At 48.3% G+C, this 18003-nt stretch carries 17 protein-coding genes; 7 read left to right on the top strand and 10 right to left on the bottom strand.

Features of this window, described 5'->3' with window-relative positions:
- Positions 1-21: 21 nt before the first annotated feature.
- Positions 22-1119 carry a glycerol dehydrogenase gene (locus IEV89_RS03915; protein WP_188470636.1) on the bottom strand — a complete coding sequence of 366 codons (1098 nt, stop codon included), beginning with the start codon at positions 1117-1119 and terminating at the stop codon, positions 22-24.
- A 444-nt stretch (positions 1120-1563) separates the two neighbouring features.
- Here IEV89_RS03915 and IEV89_RS03920 point away from each other — a divergent pair, with 444 nt between their 5' ends.
- Positions 1564-1746, top strand: a complete 183-nt coding sequence (locus tag IEV89_RS03920; RefSeq protein WP_188471332.1) for a hypothetical protein — start codon at positions 1564-1566, stop codon at positions 1744-1746.
- A gap of 156 nt (positions 1747-1902) precedes the next feature.
- On the opposite strand, the gene IEV89_RS03925 is transcribed toward IEV89_RS03920, so the two are convergent.
- Entirely contained in the window at positions 1903-3558 is a 1656-nt protein-coding gene (locus IEV89_RS03925) for a glucan biosynthesis protein D (protein WP_188470638.1), read from the bottom strand.
- 855 nt (positions 3559-4413) lie between these two features.
- Here IEV89_RS03925 and rcsA point away from each other — a divergent pair.
- Together rcsA and IEV89_RS03935 are read left to right on the top strand one after the other, a co-directional pair.
- Positions 4414-5040: a transcriptional regulator RcsA gene (gene rcsA / locus IEV89_RS03930; RefSeq protein WP_188470640.1), complete on the top strand. Its 627-nt coding sequence runs from the start codon at positions 4414-4416 to the stop codon at positions 5038-5040.
- A 249-nt stretch (positions 5041-5289) separates the two neighbouring features.
- On the top strand, positions 5290-6999 hold the full coding sequence (locus tag IEV89_RS03935) for a methyl-accepting chemotaxis protein (RefSeq protein ID WP_188470642.1): 1710 nt from the start codon (positions 5290-5292) through the stop codon (positions 6997-6999).
- 154 nt (positions 7000-7153) lie between these two features.
- Here the strand turns inward: IEV89_RS03935 and dsrB are convergent, their stop codons facing one another.
- From dsrB to IEV89_RS03960, 5 genes are all read right to left on the bottom strand, one after another.
- Entirely contained in the window at positions 7154-7351 is a 198-nt protein-coding gene (gene dsrB / locus IEV89_RS03940) for a protein DsrB (protein WP_188470644.1), read from the bottom strand.
- A 184-nt stretch (positions 7352-7535) separates the two neighbouring features.
- Positions 7536-7745: a transcription antiterminator/RNA stability regulator CspE gene (gene cspE, locus IEV89_RS03945; RefSeq protein ID WP_034789491.1), complete on the bottom strand. Its 210-nt coding sequence runs from the start codon at positions 7743-7745 to the stop codon at positions 7536-7538.
- Positions 7746-8250: 505 nt separating this feature from the next.
- The gene (locus tag IEV89_RS03950) at positions 8251-8595 is read right to left on the bottom strand and encodes a hypothetical protein (protein WP_188470647.1); all 345 of its coding nucleotides are present in this window, start codon (positions 8593-8595) and stop codon (positions 8251-8253) included.
- A gap of 196 nt (positions 8596-8791) precedes the next feature.
- Positions 8792-9850: an NAD(P)-dependent alcohol dehydrogenase gene (locus IEV89_RS03955; protein WP_188470649.1), complete on the bottom strand. Its 1059-nt coding sequence runs from the start codon at positions 9848-9850 to the stop codon at positions 8792-8794.
- Between the two features lie 221 nt (positions 9851-10071).
- Positions 10072-11082 carry an AI-2E family transporter gene (locus tag IEV89_RS03960; RefSeq protein WP_188470651.1) on the bottom strand — a complete coding sequence of 337 codons (1011 nt, stop codon included), beginning with the start codon at positions 11080-11082 and terminating at the stop codon, positions 10072-10074.
- Between the two features lie 215 nt (positions 11083-11297).
- Here IEV89_RS03960 and IEV89_RS03965 point away from each other — a divergent pair, with 215 nt between their 5' ends.
- Positions 11298-11957: an epoxyqueuosine reductase QueH gene (locus IEV89_RS03965; protein ID WP_188470653.1), complete on the top strand. Its 660-nt coding sequence runs from the start codon at positions 11298-11300 to the stop codon at positions 11955-11957.
- A gap of 38 nt (positions 11958-11995) precedes the next feature.
- On the opposite strand, the gene lpxA is transcribed toward IEV89_RS03965, so the two are convergent.
- A complete protein-coding gene (gene lpxA, locus IEV89_RS03970; RefSeq protein ID WP_188470655.1) occupies positions 11996-12784 on the bottom strand; it encodes an acyl-ACP--UDP-N-acetylglucosamine O-acyltransferase in 789 nt (262 codons plus the stop codon).
- A 380-nt stretch (positions 12785-13164) separates the two neighbouring features.
- Here lpxA and IEV89_RS03975 point away from each other — a divergent pair, with 380 nt between their 5' ends.
- Entirely contained in the window at positions 13165-14796 is a 1632-nt protein-coding gene (locus tag IEV89_RS03975) for a phosphoethanolamine transferase (RefSeq protein WP_188470657.1), read from the top strand.
- Positions 14797-14838: 42 nt separating this feature from the next.
- Here the strand turns inward: IEV89_RS03975 and IEV89_RS03980 are convergent, their stop codons facing one another.
- Positions 14839-15738: a LysR family transcriptional regulator gene (locus IEV89_RS03980; RefSeq protein ID WP_188470659.1), complete on the bottom strand. Its 900-nt coding sequence runs from the start codon at positions 15736-15738 to the stop codon at positions 14839-14841.
- A gap of 150 nt (positions 15739-15888) precedes the next feature.
- Between IEV89_RS03980 and IEV89_RS03985 the strand changes: the two genes are divergently transcribed.
- On the top strand, positions 15889-16395 hold the full coding sequence (locus IEV89_RS03985; RefSeq protein ID WP_188470661.1) for a phenolic acid decarboxylase: 507 nt from the start codon (positions 15889-15891) through the stop codon (positions 16393-16395).
- Between the two features lie 69 nt (positions 16396-16464).
- Here IEV89_RS03985 and IEV89_RS03990 read toward each other — a convergent pair whose 3' ends face one another.
- The gene (locus IEV89_RS03990) at positions 16465-16917 is read right to left on the bottom strand and encodes a PACE efflux transporter (RefSeq protein WP_188470662.1); all 453 of its coding nucleotides are present in this window, start codon (positions 16915-16917) and stop codon (positions 16465-16467) included.
- 383 nt (positions 16918-17300) lie between these two features.
- Between IEV89_RS03990 and IEV89_RS03995 the strand changes: the two genes are divergently transcribed.
- Positions 17301-17963 carry a class I SAM-dependent methyltransferase gene (locus IEV89_RS03995; protein ID WP_188470664.1) on the top strand — a complete coding sequence of 221 codons (663 nt, stop codon included), beginning with the start codon at positions 17301-17303 and terminating at the stop codon, positions 17961-17963.
- Positions 17964-18003 lie beyond the last annotated feature (40 nt).

Below are 18003 nucleotides of genomic sequence, written 5' to 3' on the forward strand. Positions count from 1 at the left end.
GTAACCGGGGGAGCATCACGATCACTTAACTGTTTTACTGAATGCATCCACGGCCAGAATAGCGTTAGCGACATCTTCCGGTGACAAATGTTGATTCAGGTTACCGAGGGTATCGCCCTTGCCACCGGCCAACGCGCCCACCTTCACCAGGTTTTCGTAAGATTCATTTTCAAGATGCATCTCTTTTAACGTGGTCGGCATTTTGATGGCGCGATAAAAACGCACATAACGGGCAATTTCCTGGTCCGGACGCTGTTCAAGCACCATCTGCGTTAACGTGCCATAAGCGACTTTCTCACCGTGGGTCAAGTGGTGAATATCCCCTGAAATCGCAGTAAAACCATTGTGGATCGCATGTGCGCCCGCCAAACCTGCGTTTTCAAAACCTAGCCCAGACAGCAGCGTATTGGCTTCAACGACGGCTTCAACGGCTGGCGTCACCAGCTTTTGCTCTACGGCGGTGTAAGCACTGTAGCCATAAGTCAGCAGGGTTTTTTCACAAGCTTCGGCAATCGCCATACCGGCAATAGTCGGGTCACCGCCCACCATTGATTGTGAATGCGAACGCAGTACGGCTTGCGCTTCGACGAAGGTCGCCAAACCATCCGCAATGCCGGAGGCAAACAGACGCACTGGCGCCTGCGCGCAAACTTGGGTATCCACCAGCACCAGATCCGGGTTTTTATCGTAGAAACGGTAAGTATCAAACACGCCTGTGTCGGTATAAATGACCGAAAGCGCACTGCAAGGTGCATCGGTCGAGGCCACGGTCGGGACGATTACCACGTTCTGTTTGAGTTCGTCAGCAATCGCTTTGGCGGTATCTAGCGTCTTACCGCCGCCAAGCCCAACCACGACATGAGTGCCGGCTTTGCGGGCAATCTCAGCCAGTCGGGTGATCTCATTGGATGACGCTTCACCTTTAAATGGCTCATAGAGGAAGGGCACTTCGGCTTTTTTCAGTGAGGCTGTCACGCGCTCGCCAATAATGCCCCATACCCTATCATCGGCGATCAGCAGAGACTTACCCCCCAGCGCAGGCAGGTACTCCCCCAGTTCATCCAGCACACCGCTACCTTGTACGTATTTTCGTGGCGAAGAGAAGATAAATTTACTCATGATAAAGACCTCTTTCCGTTGAAAAACCTACCTTGAGACTACGCTTCTGCACAGTAAATTCACATTATTAAATCTAATAATAACCGCATGAAATGGTAAGGAAAAAACATCAGGAAAAACGGCGCAATAAAAATTATTCTCTTCGGCACCCAATCTTCCAACGCAAGGTTTTAACTATCAAATCTATAAATAAATGCGCCTTTTATTTATCAAAAGAGTCAGTAGAATGCTTCGTATTGGCAGCACGACATGAGCAGCTGCAAACGATTCAGCTCGTTATTAACCATTCTGTTTAACTTTCAACATTAATGAATTCCCAGAGAATTGGCGTGGTATCAAGGCAGCACAAAACGCATCCCGATGCGCTAAACACATTCGGCGATTTGGGTGAGTGAACACAGCAAACCTGATGCGGCGCCAAACATGACGGAATTGAGGGATAACATGTATAACTTCCAGCGTTACCAGGCAAAAGAATTAGCTCTTGCATACATGAGCGGTAAGTCACATGACTTTTCACCACAAGAGTTTTTGCAGCAAGTCAAAGTGATGGAGAAATCCTTCGACGCCTTGATGAGGACAGGTCATGAACCTGCGCAGCGAGCCATGCTGGTAAAAGCATTCTGAATAATTTGTTTTATAAACCCAATGCCGCTGAGGTCTCCTGTGTCGGGTAAATCAGCAAGAACAAGCGTCTCATTCATCGGCGAAATAGCGTAAAACAAGAAGCCCCGCTCGGAAGAGACGGGGCTTTGTTATTGATGATCGGTAAACAAATCGTGGTTAACTCATCTGGCGGTCATCGATATAACGACGTTGGTCTGGGGCTGGCGGGAAGTACTGATATAACCAGGTTTCAGTGAGTGCGGTATTGCCGGTTTTAACATACATACGCAACTCAACCGGCTCGACTGAATCGCTATCCGGATACCAGTCGAACAAAATGCGATAGCCGTCAAACGGCTGCACATACAGGATTTCGATATCTTTAATTTTACCGGCTGACACGTTGATCACCGGTGCCAGGCCTTTGTCGGCGTTGGCTTTCAACTCACCACCAATAAAATCAACAGCGAAACGGCGTGCCCAGACTTTTGGGTAATGTTCTCCCGGCGCCCACCCTTCAGGGAATCCTCCCATGCCAGTGCGGGTGGCCAGCACGTTGTCCAGCGGGCTGTGCTCTGGTGGCGTGCTGCTCCAGTAGAGTTTGTAACTGAAATCGAACGAGTCACCGGCCTTGACCGGTTTCTCCGGCTGCCAAAAGCAGACAATGTTATCCAGCGTTTCACCGGTGGTCGGGATTTCCAGCAGATTGACCGCCCCTTTCCCCCAGTCTCCTACCGGCTCCACCCACAGGCTCGGGCGTTTGTTATACCAGCCGATCACGTCCTGATAGTTATTGAACTCATGATCCAGTTGTAACAGGCCGAACCCTTTTGGATTTTCATCAGCAAAGGCGTTGAACTGTAACTTCTTCGGATTATTCAGCGGACGACATACCCATTCACCATTTCCGCGCCACATCGCCAGACGATCTGAGTCATGAATTTGCGGGTGAATAGTATCGCAGCGGCCACGTTCGCTGGTGCCACAGCTATACATGCTGGTCATTGGCGAGATGCCGAGCTGTTTAATGTCTTTACGGGCGTTGATATGCTTTTCGATTTCCATCACCACGCGGGTCGGTTCGCAGTGAATGATGAAGCGATAGGCACCGGTGATGCTCGGGCCATCGAGCAACGCGTAAACCGTGAAGGTGGTATCGCCCGATTTTGGCGTGTCAAACCAGAAAGCGGTGAAGTCTGGGAACTCTTCAGGCACGCCGGCGAAAGTATCTACCGCCACACCTCGTGCTGACAGACCATACTGATAAGTGTCATCCACCGCACGGAAATAGCTGGCACCGAGAAACGACACCACGTCCCGGCGGGTCAGCTCAGGTGCTTTGTTGACTTTAAATCCGGCAAATCCGAGGTTGGTAATACCTTCGAGTTGTTCGGTTTTCACACCCGCATCGTGGTATTTGAACAGCTCGGGACGGAAGTGAATTTCACGGGCCAGATGCTGCTCGGTATCTACCGAGTACATACGCACCCGGCGTTTGAAGCCCATGCCGACGTGGAATAACTCAACGTCGAGCTGACGATTCGGGAGGTCATGCCACAGCGAATGGTCGTGATCGTACTGGATGGCGTTATAGGCCTGTGGCGTCAGGTCAGCCAGCGTCTGCGGCAGAGGCTGAGGCGGACCGCCAAAAGGTTGTGAAGCGAGGGAGCTGGCCATCTTTTGCAGCACCGAGAAGTCGAAAGTGGTGGCGCCACCATCTGCTACGTTCTCTTGCGCTGCGGCTGCAGATCGCGTGAACACGGATGCCATGGCTGGCACCCCGCAGTAGGCGGCAAACGCCATTGATGCTTTAATAAATGCTCTTCGTTCCATGCCAGAAGGGTTTCCTGTGCCATGCAGTAAATTATCCATAAGTGTCTATCGCCGCCGAAAGGCAATGTGCCAGACTGCGCGAAAGGCACCTAGGGCATGTGAAAATTATGACCTCAAGGCTAACGTAAAATTCACATGGCGAGTACCATAAAATTAAGTGCTTTGAGCTAAAAATAGCTTGCACAGGATGACGCTTCAGGCATGTGAGATCGCCACTGTAAGCGGCATGAAAGACCGCTTACGCAAATTTTAAATGATCCTTACCGAACCTTTATCTGCTGATCAAACCTGCTTGCCAACGTCTTTTTTAAGATGAATCTGTTACATTCCAGGTTAATAAATGGTTATGGGAATATTAACAATCATGGAGTGTGCGATTTTCTTTAGCTTCTCATTAAGCAGGATTGAATGCCTGATTCTCAAATTCGGCAATGGACCCGATCACTCTATTCACCATTAACCACGACCGCCGCCAGGCTGTTGCGCTGCTGTATTAATGTTCAGTAACAATATACATTATTAGTTTTTAACAATTGCACGAAAAATAATAATCCTGCTAATCAACTTCCTTGCACTAAATCCTAAAGTTTTATTAAACTATTCACGCTATGTGACTAGCATTATTAAGAATATTGCCACTCAGCAACGCCTGCGAGTGAAACGCCTTCCCCCATAACGACTTAAATCAAATTTAACTGGCACACTCATGTCGATTATGTGCTAAAAAATACCTTTGAACTCTATGGGCTTTTGTTGCAAAAAGGGTATCAGCAGTCCGCATTTTAGTTTCCACCAACAAAAATAGCGCACGATGTAAATATTATGACCAATAGGTAGGTCCTACGAGGATTGACAATGCAAACGATAATCTTAGATTCATGCAGTTATACCTGCCTCGGACTACTTCAGTCATTAAGCGATAGCGGTATTCAGGAAAAAAATGTCAGTTTTGTTCGTACTTTTGACCAGTTAAGTTTAAGGAGTTTGCAAAAAGAAACCGGTGTGATATTTATCAATGAGGCTTGTTTGCAACCCCATGATGAGAATAGCGAGCAGATAAGAAATTTAATCAGCCAGTATCCCAAAACGCTGTTCTTTATCTTTATGTCTGAAACGCGCACCCATTTTGAAGAGTGTGTTTTCATTAGAAGAAACGTCATCATTTCGTCAAAATCAATTAAGACTGTCACCCTAAATCTGTTGATTCGTAACTATATGGATAATTATGTTTTATCTGGGCTTGAGTTTACGACGCTGGATATTACACCAGTGATACTTAGCCGCAGTGAGTCTAACACGTTGAAAATGTGGATGTCGGGAGAAAGCACTGCTCAGATTTCGGATAAATTGCACATTAAAGTAAAAACGGTTTCTTCCTACAAAAGCAATATCAAGCGTAAAATAAAGTCAGCCAATAAACACATTATTTATCACGTAGTACGACTGAGCGATCAATTCACTGGCGGTATTTATGTTAACTAGTGCCTATCGCTTATCTTCCCGGACAGTAAATCTGTAGTGTCCCTTCTTTTAAGCGACCAATGGCATGTCTGGTTAATAGCAGAAGTGAGATCTGGATCCCACTTATACATTCAATTTCCGCCGTGAAATGCCGATGACATAGGATGGCGTTTTTTCGTCAGGGCAGGTCTTGCCGCTAGGCAAGCCCTACATTGTTGTCGCGTGGGCTGCATAATTGCCGCGCATGCACGATTAATAGAGCGGAATAATATGGATAATTTCACGGTGGAAACCCCGTTAGCCACAGCCAAAAAAAACATCTCTTTTATTGGTAACATTCGTCTGATCACCTTGATCAGCGCTATCTTGTCCGGGATCCTCATTTTATTTGCCCTTTCGATTGGTACCTCCAGTTTCTTTCTCAAACAAAGTAATGAGGCCCTGGAAAATGCCACTCAGGAGCTGCAAATCCGTCTGGCGCTGTCGAACAGTTCCAACCATCTACGTACAGCACGCCTGTTACTGATTCAGGCTGCTGCTGCCGCACGTATTGGCGATCAGGAGGTATTCCAAAAGAATATCCAAGACGCCGAAACTCGCATTAAGCAGTCGCAATTGTCCTTCGCACAATATATTAACCGCCCAAATAAAACCGCCACTGACATCCGCCTTGATGAACCGCTGATAAAATCCTACGAGAACTATCTAAAACTCGGCTTGACGCCAATGCTAGAGTCAGCTCGTCAGGCTCATTTTGAGGAGGTTATTTCTCAGGAAGCAGAAACAGTGCGCGGGCTAGATCAAAATAACAACATTCCCCTACTGGCAGCGATTGCTTACCGTACCGGCATTGCCAACAAGATTAACCAGGCAGCACAATCTGAGGCTAAATTAGGTTATGCATTGATGGGAGGCAGTTTTGCACTGGCGCTGATACTGACAATCATCACTTATTTTGTGATCCGCACAGTGATCATCATGCCGATTAACCGGCTGGTCAATCGTATTCAGAAAATTGCCGAAGGTGACTTAACCCAGCCTGCTGATAGTGCCGGTCGCAATGAAATCGGCGTACTGAGCAGCAACGTCGATATTATGCAGTCATCGCTAGCCAACACAGTACTTATTGTTCGCGAAGGGGCCACCTCTATTTATCAGGGCTCGACTGAGATAGCCTCCGGCAATACGGATTTATCTTCCCGCACCGAACAACAGGCCGCTGCGTTGGAGCAAACCGCCGCCAGCATGGAGCAGCTCACAGCCACGGTAAAACTCAACTCAGAGAATGCCCATCACGCCAGTAAACTGGCCGCAAATGCCTCCGAAAAAGCGCAAAAAGGTGGCGATATTGTCGCAAGCGTAGTCAGTACGATGGACAATATTTCCCGCAGTTCGACAAAAATTGCAGAAATCACCAGCGTCATCAACAGCATTGCGTTCCAAACTAATATTCTGGCACTGAATGCTGCGGTTGAAGCCGCACGCGCCGGTGAACAAGGTCGTGGTTTTGCCGTCGTGGCCAGCGAAGTCCGCAACCTGGCACAACGAAGCGCACAAGCTGCAAAAGAGATTGAATCGCTGATTGAAGAGTCCGTTGATTATGTCGGTGAAGGTAGCATTCTGGTCGGCGATGCCGGCGACACCATGTATGAAATTGTCACTGCCGTCAGCCACGTCACCGATATTATGGGTGAGATAGCCTCCGCGTCTGACGAGCAGAGCCGCGGTATTAGCCAGGTTAGCCTGGCGGTATCAGAGATGGACGGAGTGACGCAGCAAAATGCCTCGCTGGTACAGGAAGCGTCTGCGGCTGCGGCATCGCTGGAGGAGCAGGCAGAGCGCCTGACGCAGGCTGTGGCGGTATTCCGCCTCGATGAACGCGCTATCCCCGTTAGCCGTAAACCGGCGCCAGCGCTGATAGATGCCAAACGGGCTTCCAAAGCCGTCAGCACCAACGCTCAAAATTGGGAAACGTTCTGAGTGTCGGTCGGTAGTCATAGTTGAAAGTTGAAAGTTGAAAGTTGCGTTAGACAAATCGCCAGGCAGCACTAAAAAAAAACACCTGAGGCTATTGCCTTCAGGTGTTTTTTTATCGGGCCAGCTCAGTGCTGACGCGGGGCTAATCGGTCACCCCTTACTTACTGACGACATGTGGCTCAACGAAGGTGCCATCTTTACTGTCGCCTTCATTGAAGAACCAGATGCCTGCCGGATAGTCTTCCAGCGACACCAGATACATCACGCCCTCATAAAATTCCTCAACCGCCAGAACTTTACCTTCACGACGCGGACCGCCGTCAGTTTTTACCGTAACCAGATCGTTAACTTTCATCGAGTTATCTCATTATTTTCAATGCTATTGATTGTAGTACAGGATCTGTCAAAAAGGCATGCAGCTCCAGACTTTGCTAAACGCGCTACGGTGATACGCTTGGCAAAATTCAGGCATAAAAAAACCCGCATATGCGGGTTTTTGTAATCTACGTTAATGTGCTGTAAACAGCGCAGAAGCGAGATTAGATAGCGGTAACGTTTGCCGCAGACGGACCTTTAGCACCGTTCTCGATAGAGAACTGTACATTCTGGCCTTCAGCCAGGGTCTTGAAACCTTGATCCTGGATAGCGGAGAAGTGTACGAACACATCTTTGCTGCCGTCAGCAGGAGTGATGAAGCCAAAGCCTTTAGACTCGTTAAACCACTTAACCTGACCTTTCATCATTGACATAAGAATTACCTTTTAAATAAAAATTTCGCCGCCATGGGCATGTTATAGCCGGATTTCAGTCGTTACTTATGGAGGCACTAAGAAGGAAATTCGTCAGATCAGTGTTATCATGGATAACGCATTACATTTGAACAACTTTACTCAGGATGTCGTGCATAAATAGGTCTGTACCACAGGCCGGGATGTATTTACTCATGACAGCCTACTAATAGCAACTCTTTTATCAAATAATCTTTGTAAAATGGCTAAATTGGTGGTTTAAGCACCATCCTGCTCGTTCTTTGTGCTCTTAATCTTCTTTTTATCAATACGTTGAGCGAAAAAAGATAAAAGTGTCATTCCACAATTCACACAAAATAGTGCATTTGATTCTTGTCTCTGGTGACAATGCCGACAGTAACCCTTACTCCCTGCCCTATTTCACACCCGGGCGTCACCGACATACACAACGCCCACCACGCTTAATGTTGGCGATGCCACTTCGTATGCCTGTGCCTGAAGCGCTTTAATCCATTAATTCAGAAACAGCCTTACGCACATAGGCTGTGATTTGTGCAACATCTTCCGCATCGGCATTGCCCCCCCCAATGGAGCGAACCGTGCTCTCAAGATGCCCAATATCCTGTTCGACTTTCTTAGCAATCTGGACCTTAACGATGGTATCGACCGAAGAAATAAATGCCCGCATCACTGCTTTCAGCGCATAAATTTCACAAAATGAGTCATATGCAGGCTTGTCAGCAGGTACTGCAGCGACGATTTGTGCACGCGGTGGAAGGTTTTTCAGGCTATCCACATGTTCAATCATCAGATCAATATCTCTGATCAATTCATCAAAATTCTTTGCCACTGATTTTCCTTCGCTCGGCGAAAGCCGAAGAATACCACCGCCGACACCTAGCGGAAAGCCAGCAAGACAGGGAAAGATGAAATTTCAGCACGCAATGATTTCATGGGCCAGATTTCATATCACCACGAGTAAAAAAACGCCTGTAGGCAGAAACCCACAGGCGTTTATCAACGTATTACTGCACTACCGCGAGACGTTACGCGTTTTTAAGTGAAGCCATGTCCACCACGAAACGGTATTTCACGTCGCTTTTCAGCATACGTTCATACGCACCGTTGATGTCTTGCATATCGATCATTTCGACGTCGCAACCAATATTGTGCTCAGCACAGAAATCCAGCATTTCCTGGGTTTCCGCGATACCGCCAATCAGTGAACCCGCCACGGTTTTGCGGCCCATGACCAATGCACCACTGTGCAGTGCAGGTTCGATAGGCTCGATCAACCCAACCAGAATATGGGTACCGTCACGCTTGAGGGTGTCAAGATACGGGTTCAGATCGTGCTGGTTTGGCACAGTATCAAGGATGAAATCAAAGTGGCTTTTTACCGCTTCCATCTGTTTGGCATCTGTTGAGATGACGACGTGATCAGCACCCAACCGATAGGCTTCCTGCTCTTTGCCCGCTGAACGGGTGAACAGAGTCACGTCAGCGCCCAGCGCCTTGGCAAATTTCAGGCCCATATGGCCCAAACCACCCAAACCGACAACCGCCACTTTATGGCCTTTGCCGACTTTCCAATGCTTGAGTGGCGAATAGGTGGTGATACCGGCACACAACAACGGTGCAGCGGATTTAATATCCAGCTTATCAGAAACGCGCAACACGAACTTCTCAGCGACCACGATCTGCTCAGAATAGCCACCATAGGTCATCATGTTGTCATGACGATCGTAACTGTTATAGGTCATGGTCGCGCCTTCTTCACAGTACTGTTCCAGGCTTTCCGCGCAGGACTCACAGTGCTGACAAGAATCGACCATACAACCCACACCCACGGTGTCGCCGATGCTGAAGCCTTTGACTTTGGCGCCGACTTTCGTGACACGGCCAATGACTTCGTGCCCAGGCACCATCGGATAGATACTCTGATGCCATTCATTGCGTGCCTGGTGGATGTCTGAATGACAAACGCCACAATACAAAATGTCGATAACGACGTCAGTATCACGCGGATCGCGACGTACAAAATTATGGGGTGCCAACGGTGCATCAGCGGACGTGGCAGCAAAACCTCGGACGTTAAGGGTCATCTGTTTTCTCCTGAGGGGTGTTCAATAGACGAAATGCATCAGCGCAAGATGCACTGACGGTAAGAAGTATGGACCATAGGAAGATAAAATCGTTATAACGATCCTCGCCATTACTTGCCTGAATCTGTTTTTTTCAGGATATATGGCTAAGGTCTGCACAGCGACGTGGCAAGCGTGACACGTCGCTGGCGGTAAGGTAGAGGTTTGGCTGAAAAAGACGATCAGATCAAGCGGGCAGCTTTTAGTTCGCTTTTCAGATACGCGTAGTAAATCGGCGCGGCAACCACGCCCGGTAAACCAAAGGCCGATTCAAAGATCAGCATCGCCAGCAGGACTTCCCACGACTTGGCTTTAATCCTTGTCCCCACAATTCGCGCATTAAGAAAATATTCAACCTTATGGATCACAATCAAGTACGCCAGCACCAGCCCGCCTACCCATAAAGAGAGCGACAAGCCAACGATGAAAATTACCGTGTTAGAGATAAGATTGCCGATCACCGGCAACAACCCGCAGACGAAGGTAAAGGCCACCAGCGTTTTTGCCAGCGGCAGATGAATGTCAAACAGCGGTAAGATGCCAAACAAGAACACGCCCGAAAGCACGGTGTTGATCAGTGAAATCTGGAATTGAGCGAAAACGACGTTGCGAAAGGCATCTCCCAGCAAGCGGATACGTTGCAATAAATCACTTTTCAGTGGGGCATGTTGCGCATCTTTATCGTAGCGCTGCAGAGAAACGATGGCCCCTAAAATCATACCAATCAGCATAGTGACAAAAATATGCGCTGCGTTTTTCCCGACGGTTTGGATCATCGCAACGTGCTCACGCAGCCATTGCAGAAACTCGCGCTGCAACTCTTCTATGCTGGTTGGCATGTAATGAAGCATCACCGGTGAAATGCGGCTTTGTGCATCGGTCAGCAACCGCGAAACCATCGCGTTGAATGCCGCCGGGTTTTTCACATCTTGCATGAGGAAATTGGCGATCCCCACGACAGACAGAATCAGTGCGCTAACCACGATGGTGCTGATCAACGCCACCACCAGCCAGCGGGCGCGCTCACCGCTGATCACTTTCTGGAAGTGAGGAGTCAACCCATTGACCAGTTCGTACACGACAAAACCCGCGATAAAGCACGCGAGTAAATGTAGAGGAAGAATAAGTAATAATCCCCCCATCACGATAAACAAACTGAGCCAGCGGATATGATGCGATCTCATTAGTTGCATTGCCTGCGTCCTTAACATTCAATTGCCGGGCATCGTCCCGCTTCTTCGGTCAACATCCCGAGCGATATCATAGCACTGTTGTTCCCTGTGCCATCCTGTACACCAGTGAAACCGATAAGAAATTTTTGACAGTCATCCACAGTCTTTTATCATGGACATCCACCATGATAAACCGTCGATGTTTACAGAGAAAACCTCAGCAACGGGAGTAAAAGATGTCAGAACTGATCCGCGAAAAACTATCCCTTCCCAATGGACACTCGAGATTATTACTGCACTCTTGTTGCGCGCCCTGCTCCGGTGAAGTGATGGAAGCGATTCAGGCTTCCGGTATCGAGTACAGTATCTTTTTCTATAACCCCAATATTCACCCACAAAAAGAATATACGCTGCGCAAAGAAGAGAATATGCGCTTTGCCGAGCAGCACGGTATTCCCTTTATTGATGCGGACTACGACAGCGATAACTGGTTTGAGCGCGCGCGCGGCATGGAAAAGGAACCTGAGCGCGGCATTCGTTGCACCATGTGTTTTGACATGCGCTTTGAGCGAACGGCCTTGTATGCTTTTGAACATGGCTTCAGTGCCATTACCAGTTGTCTCGGTATTTCTCGCTGGAAAGACATGCAGCAGATCACGGGCTGTGGCGTTCGTGCCGCCGCACCCTATCCGGGCATGGTCTACTGGGACTATAATTGGCGCAAGCAAGGTGGTTCAACCCGCATGGTAGAAATCAGCAAACGTGAGCACTTCTATCAGCAGGAGTATTGCGGCTGTGTCTATTCGCTGCGTGACAGCAACCTGCACCGAAAATCCCAGGGCCGTGATCTGATCACGCTTGGCGTGAAATATTATGGTGACGAAGACGACGAATAAGTTTTTCCGCTCTTTTGTGGATGAGGCCCAGCGTAAAGTTAACTAATGATCCCGCGCGTCGAAAGACGGAAAAACTCATTGAAACAGCACAGTAACGGATAGCCTGCACTAAGCCGCAGGACCTCTGATTTCACATCCTCAATCGGCACGCGGTCATGAAACAGCTGGGCGTAGATTGACAACAATATCCCCTTGAGCGACGGATTAGCGTTCAAAAAGGGCAGCGCCAGGGCATTAAACCCTTCCGGTACCGCATGGTTACCGCTGGCGCAGACATAGGGTGGAACATCCTGCACGACGCCGGACTGATCGGCTATCAAGGCCCACTGACCCATCACACAAAATTGATGAATCGCGCACATCGAGCCAATCCTGGCGAAATCGCCGACCACAACATGCCCGGCAAGCCCGGTGTTGTCACCAATCGATATCGAATTTCCCACCACACAATCATGTCCAATATGCACATTGCACAACAAGCGGTTATTGTTGCCGATCCGGGTACTTTGCGCACCCTGTTGGGTACCGCGATGAATGGTGGAATTCTTGCCAATCTGGTTGTCGTTACCAATCACCACGCTGGTGAGTTCGCCCCGGAATTTCAGGTCCTGATTGATTTCGCCGATCGACGCAAACTGGCCGATAATATTGTTGCGCCCAATGTGAGTATGCCCACTAATCACCGAATGTGAGGCAATCACCGAACCTTCATCGATCACGACATTCGCTTCTATGACGCAAAATGCACCAATACGGACATTGGCACCAAGAGTAGCACCGGGGGCAATAACCGAGTTACTTGCCACAATAGCAGTGTTTGAAATCAACGCAAAAATCCCCAGACACCCGAAAAATAGGCATCAGTGATCGCCTTCACAGAAGGAAAATCGACAAAAAATTGAAATCGCGCTGAAAAAACAGAGAGGCATTCAGAGAGCACGTAGAAGTGTATACTGGTCCATTGATCTGACCATTTTGTGTATACATGCCTCAGCATACGTTGAGCAAACAACTTAGTTGCTATTTTATATTTTATTTCTTTTATGAACTTTCTTTCTCCTCAGGATCCGCGCTCAAGGATTAAGGCTTTCTTAAGCTTGCGCGATTAAGATCCCCGCCATCCTGGCTTTATTAGCCCATGTGTTACCTGAGCGTCCGCTTTGGCTGTTAATTCATTCAGCGAATTGCCTTTTAGTTGGAGTTATTCTTGCGCAAATCCCTCCCTAAAGTCAGTTATCTTTCTCTGACTTTACTCTTGAGCCTTTACTTTACCTTCATCGTTAATCTGCCGATTTTATTGCATTTCTACCACATACTTCACGCGCTTACAGCCTTTAGTATCGGCTTTGCCATCACTATCCCGCTGGTGCTCTTTGCGGCACTGAATGTCGTTTTCACGCCCTTCAGTTTTCGACCATTACTTAAACCTTTCTTCATTATCATTTTGCCTGTCAGCGCACTGGCCAGTTACGCGATGTACAAATATCAGATCATTTTTGATCGCGGAATGATAGATAACATCGTCGAAACGCAACAGAGTGAAGCCACGTCATACCTGAATATTTCGGTCGTGCTATGGTTCTTGGTGAGCGGCGTATTGCCTGCGGTCTGGCTGTCCTTTACGCCGGTAAAATACGAAAAAAGCGTTCTTCACCGTCTGGGGGTTCGCCTGTTATCCATGGTGCTTTCCCTGCTGGTGGTAGCTGCGGTTGCCGGGGTTTATTACAAAGATTATGCGTCAGTGGGGCGGAATAACCGCACGCTTAACCTTGAAATTGTGCCAACGAACTACCTGTACAGTACCTTCCAGTACTATAACCATCGCTACTTTACCCACACGGGACCTTTTCAGGTCATAGGCAATGACGCAAAACTGATTCAGCAACCGGGCCAGAAACCGACCCTACTGTTCCTGGTTGTCGGCGAAACGGCGCGCGCGCAAAATCAATCCTTCAGCGGCTACGACAAACCAACCAATGAATTCACGCAAAAAGTGTCGGATGTCGTCTATTTCAGCCATACCCGCTCGTGCGGAACGGCGACGGCAGTATCCGTTCCCTGCATGTTCTCAAACATGAAGCGGGTAGACTTCGACAATAATCGCGCCCGTAACAGCGAAGGTGTACTGGACATCGTACAGAAAGCCGGGGTTTCCGTTTTCTGGAAAGACAATGATGAAGGTTGTAAAGGTGTGTGTGACCGAGTGCCGAATGAGATCATCAGCACCGCTAAAGATGGCAAGTATTGCGACGGTGATACCTGTTATGACATGGCATTACTGAACAACCTCGATGCCGATATTAAAAACGAGGGTAAAAATACCCTGATTGGCCTGCATCTGGTTGGCAGCCACGGTCCAACCTACTTCAAACGCTACCCGCCAGAATTCCGCACTTTTATGCCGGACTGTCCGCGTAGCGACATCGAGAATTGCTCGCGTGAGCAGTTGAACAATACCTATGACAACACTCTGCGCTATACCGATTATGTGGTGTCACAAATCATTGAAAAGGCAAAGCAATATCAGGACAGGTATAACGTGGCGGTGATCTACCTGTCTGATCACGGCGAATCCCTGGGCGAGAATGGCCTGTATCTGCATGGCACACCTTACGGCCTCGCTCCGGCCGAGCAGACGCATGTCCCGATGCTGTTCTGGTTATCGCCCGGCTATATCAAAGCTAACGGCATCAATTTGTCATGCCTGAAACAAAAAGGAGCTAACGCAGAGGTGTCTCAAGATAACCTGTTTCATACCGTGCTGGATGCGATGAACGTGCAGACTTCCGAACTTGATCCGCAGTTGGACATCTTGCGCGATTGCAAAACAGGTTCATAGCAGCGCTAAAAGCGGGTTTCACTGACGCTGGCGAGTAAAGGCTCATTGCGATGTAGCAGCAATTTCCTGCATCACAATCTGCGCCAGCGTACTCACTGTGTGGTCGATCGTATTGGAACCCGCGCCAAATCTAAGATACAGGGGCGTCTGGCGCACCGTTTTCGCCGCCAGCGGCAACCGGCACAGCACGCCGTTATCTAGCGCACTCCTGACTCTCTCAAGCGGCATCCAGCCGTAACCTACGCCGACAGAGATGGCATCCACTGCGGCTTCAACCGTAGTAAACGTCCAACTGCTGGCGGCGTCCAGCCGTTGCTTTTCCCGGCGCGGCGCGTCACGGTCAGCAATGGTAATAAGAGGGAAGCGTGCCAGATCAGCACCCGAAAGGCTTGCTGACAACTGCAATAAAGGATGTTTGCTGCTCGCAACCGGAATAAAATCTACGTCCAACAGCCAATGGCCACTGAGAGCATTTTCCGGCGCCAGCGTGGTGATATACACATCAGCCGCCCGCTCGGAAAGCTGGCGTGCATCTTCCGTTCGCAGAATCTCAGTGAGATGTACCTGCGTTTGTGGGAATTGCTGCTGAAAAATCTTTAGCGCAGAAAACAGCTGACGCTTTGGGAAAACGCTGTCTACCACCAGGCTCAACTGCGTACGCTCTCCATTTGTCAACCCTGCAGCACGCTGCTCCAGTTGGATAAATGCCATGATAAGCGGTCGGGCCTGCGCCAACAGCGCCTGCCCCTGCTCAGTAAGCACCGCGCGGCGGCCAGCAATTTCCAACAAGGGTAAACCAAGCCGCTCCTGCAAACTGCTCAGAGCGTAACTGACCGAAGACTGGCTACGATGCAGATGCAATGCCGCCTGCGCATATCCCCCCTTCTCGATTACCGTCTGCAAAACGAACCATTGCTCTAGCGTGGTTTGCGGTACGCCCATCAGCCTCTCCCTAAAAGGTATCTCTGTAAATACGCCCCAAATACATCTGAATTTTAGATGTATTTTATCAAAAATAAGCGTTTTTTATTTAAAAAATGGAAGAGTAGGATCATTTCATCGACAGCAAATAGATACTTCAAGGAGAAATACATGAACAGCTTTGATAAACATGACCTGAGCGGTTTCGTTGGCAAACATCTGATTTACACCTATGACAACGGTTGGAACTATGAACTTTATGTCAAAAATGCCACCACGCTCGACTACCGTATTCACAGCGGGCTGGTTGGAAACCGTTGGGTAAAAGACCAGTTGGCATACATTGTGCGCGTCGGTCAGGATGTCTATAAAATCTCCTGGACTGAACCTACCGGTACCGACGTTAGCCTGACCGCCAATCTGGCTGACAAGGTATTCCATGGCACGATCTTCTTCCCACGCTGGGTGATGAACAATCCTGAAAAAACCGTCTGCTTCCAGAACGACCACATTGATGAAATGAAGGCGTTGCGAGACGCTGGCCCGGCTTACCCGACAGAAGTCATCGATGAATTCGCTACCATCAGCTTTGTACGCGACTGTGGTGAAAACAACGAAGAGGTTATCAACTGCGCGGCCAGCGAGTTGCCGAAAGATTTCCCAGCCGGCTTGCGCTGAGACTTACGGCTACATCGTTTGACATGCCTCTAAAAACGGCAGACGGGATCACACGTAACGAACAGAGTTTTACTCTATTGCGCCCGACTGCCGTTGCCTGCGCACAAGAAGCCCTCGGATATAATCGTAGCTCCAGTTATAAATGATGGTATAGGGCAGGAAAAACAACACCAGCCCTATTTCGACAATAAGCGCGTTAATTAAGGACAGATTGAGCAATATCATCACTACCGGTGTCAGTGTCAAAATCAGCCCGACTTCAAATGCAACGGCGTGCAGTAACCGCATCAAGAAGTTACGCTCGAATGCGTAGCGTTTTTGCAATTCGTCGAAAATCTTATTAAAGATGTAGTTCCAGACCATGGCCATCAATGCAGAAATCATCGACAGCGTTCCGGACTGAAGTAGTGAGACCTGTAGAAGATATGCCACAACAAGCGTAACAAGAACATTACCAATCAGTTCAAACAATACGGCATGTAAAATTCGCTCTCCGACACTTTTATTCAATTCAACCTGCATTACCGCTCCAATATCCTGGATTCTATATTTCTGTTTAGTCCCTGTCGGCACGGCTTAATCAACACCATCAGCCATCGTTCGATTGAGTAGATTCCTCCCCGCAATAATCCCCCATCGCGTTAACCTCACGGCTACCTTATTGATGATCTACGGCGCAGAAGATAATAGCAGCGTTACGTCAACGATTCATAAACGAGGGCGAACTCCCCGGCACTTGACAGACACCAATGAATCAGAATTCGCGAACGAACACAGTAATAAGACGACGCATCGCCAACGGCTTGTTCTGCATAGACAAGATTAAGACATCAAGAACTTTTTCTCTGCACATTTATCGTTTACATTAAAAGACGAATTTTAGATAAAAAACAGGAAGCAGGCTAATGGATACTAGCAATGAGAAAGGCGCAAGCATATATACTCATCTCATTCTCAAAGTGTATGACACATGGGTACTTAATATATCAAATACCTACGCATGGCGTTGCAATACGCAGGATGTCCTTCTTAATCACTTCCGGCGAAACATGGCAGCAAAGCATTTAGATATTGGTGTTGGTACAGGTTATTATCTTGCCAACATCACTGATAACACGAATAACATCACTCTCATGGACCTTAATCCAAACAGTCTTACCTCCGCGACAAAACGGATCGGTCCACATCGAATAAATCACATCTTACAGCATGATATATTCATGCCATTACCCGACAGTGAGAAAGGGCAGTATGATACGGTTTCTATGTATTACTTATTGCATTGCTTGCGGGGAAACATGCATGAAAAGGCACAAGCAATTGAACATGCATCACAGGCTTTAACAGACGGGGGAACCCTTCATGGTGCCACTATTTTAGGTAAGGACGTCAAGCACAACGGGTTTGGGCGATATTTAATGAAAATTTATAACAAAAAAGGCATATTTTGTAACATCGCTGATTCCAGTGAAGATTTAAAAGACGCTTTAGAACGATATTTCGACCATGTCACGATCAAACAACATGGGGTTGTTGCCCTATTTACAGCAACGAATAAAAAAAAGTAAAGTAGCAGGTGAATTGGATTCCCCTCAGTACCCACTATAT

The sequence above is a fragment of the Hafnia psychrotolerans genome, assembly GCF_014639435.1.
GTDB classification, from domain to species: domain Bacteria; phylum Pseudomonadota; class Gammaproteobacteria; order Enterobacterales; family Enterobacteriaceae; genus Ewingella; species Ewingella psychrotolerans.